This is a genomic window from Mesorhizobium sp. M2A.F.Ca.ET.067.02.1.1 (assembly GCF_004023285.1).
Lineage (GTDB): Bacteria > Pseudomonadota > Alphaproteobacteria > Rhizobiales > Rhizobiaceae > Mesorhizobium.
Genome location: NZ_RZSB01000912.1, coordinates 1 through 2,112, shown reverse-complemented (window position 1 = coordinate 2,112; position 2,112 = coordinate 1). Strand labels below are relative to the sequence as shown.

At 64.1% G+C, this 2,112-nt stretch carries 1 protein-coding gene and 1 pseudogene; both read left to right on the top strand.

The window, feature by feature from the left end:
* The coding region (locus EOA28_RS33610; protein ID WP_128315737.1) for a long-chain-fatty-acid--CoA ligase at positions 1-1,545 on the top strand (1,545 nt) is incomplete at its 5' end.
* An 81-nt stretch (positions 1,546-1,626) separates the two neighbouring features.
* Positions 1,627-2,112: pseudogene (locus tag EOA28_RS40655) on the top strand (hypothetical protein); the annotation flags it as partial.

Sequence of the window (2,112 nt, the reverse complement as noted above, 5' to 3'; positions counted from 1 at the left end):
GTGTCGCGTTCGATCGAAGGTCCGATCGTGCGCACTACCTTCGCCGAAATCCATCGCCGGTCGCTCAAGGCGGCGCAGCGGCTGGAGCGTGACGGCTTCGTGCTCGGCGATCGCATCGCGACCCTTGCCTGGAACACGACCCGCCATATCGAAGCCTGGTACGGCATCATGGGCATCGGCGCTATCTACCACACGCTCAATCCGAGGCTATTTCCCGAGCAGATCGCCTGGATCATGAACAATGCCGAGGACAAGGCGATCTTCGTCGACCTCACCTTCGTACCGCTCCTGGAAAAGATCGCCGGCGCGGTGAAATCGCTGCGCCGGGTGATCGTGCTGACCGACCAGGCGCATATGCCGCAAACCTCTCTGGCCAATGCCGTCGCCTACGAGGAATGGCTGGCCGAGGCCGACGGCGATTTCGCCTGGAAGACGTTCGACGAGAACACCGCCGCCGGCATGTGCTACACCTCCGGAACGACGGGCGACCCGAAAGGTGTGCTTTACAGCCACCGCTCCAATGTCCTTCACGCCATGATCGCCGCCATGCCCGACGCGATGGGCCTGTCGACGCGCGATGTCGTCCTGCCTGTGGTGCCGATGTTTCACGCCAACGCCTGGGGCCTCGGCCAGAGCGGGCCGATGATCGGCACCAAGCTGGTGATGCCGGGCTGCAAGATGGACGGCGCCTCGATCTATGAACTGCTCGACACCGAAAAGGTGACGTTCAGCGCCGCGGTGCCCACCGTCTGGATGATGCTGCTGCAATATCTGGAAGAGACCGGCAAGAAGCTGCCCTATCTGAACAAGGTCGTGATCGGCGGGGCGTCCTGTCCGCGCGCCATCACCGCAAAGTTCCAGGATGATTACGATGTGCAGGTGGTGCATGCCTGGGGCATGACCGAGATGTCGCCGCTGGGGACGCTCTGCACGCTGAAGCCGCAATATCAGACGCTGACCGGCGAGGCGCGGCTGGATGTCCAGGGCAAGCAGGGTTTTCCGCCCTTCGGCGTCGAGATGAAAGTGACCGACGACGATAACAACGCGCTGCCCTGGGACGGCAAGACCTTCGGGCATCTCAAGGTGCGCGGTCCGGCGGTGGCCCGCGCCTATTATGGCGGCGCCGGCGCCGAGCAGTTCGATGCCGACGGCTGGTTCGACACGGGCGATGTCGCCCATATCGACGCCAGCGGCTACATGCAGATCACCGACCGCGCCAAGGATGTCATCAAGTCCGGCGGCGAATGGATATCGACCATCGACCTGGAGAATCTCGCCGTCGGCCACCCGGACGTGGCGGAGGCGGCGGCGATCGGCATCCCGCATTCGAAATGGGGCGAGCGGCCCTTGCTCGTTGTCGTGCGCAAGCCCGGTCGGGAGCCGAGCAAGGGCGACATCCTCACCTTCATGAGTGGCAAGGTGGCGAAATGGTGGATGCCCGACGACGTCGCCTTCGTCGGCGAAATTCCGCACACCGCTACCGGCAAGATCCAGAAGACCAGCCTGCGCGCCCAGTTCAAGGATTACCGCCTGCCGACGGATTGACGAAAATGTTCGATCTTCCGGCTTCAAGCCCGCGCCAAAAACCGCTAACTCTCGGCCCGGGTTGGGACGATACGGCGAAGAATGGCATCTATTCCTGAACGGCAGACGTCGAGGGCGGCCGGCTGGTCGCGGCGGATCGGGGCATTTTCCCTCGTCCTTCTGCTCACCGCCGTTGCCGGTTACCGACTCGGATTCGTCGAGACGCCGCCTTTCCTGTGGGTGCTTGCGGTCGTCGCGCTGCTGGCGGCGCTCGCCCTGTTGCTGGCGGGTCTCGGCCTGTCGAGGGTCTGGAGCTTCGGCGATCGCGGTGGCCGCGATCTCAGCGTCGGCGCGCTGCTGGCGCTGCTGGTTCTGTTGTGGGTCATCCTGTCGGTGTCGACGCAGAGCTTCGCCTCGGCCAACAACATCTCCAACCTGCTGCGCCAGGGCTCGATGATCGCCATCCTGGCGGTCGGCCAGACCTTCGTCATCATCACCGGCGGCATCGATCTTTCGGTCGGTGCCGTGGTCGGCTTCGCCACCGTCATCACGGCGATGCTGATCAATGCCGGCGTGCCGGTCTTCGCC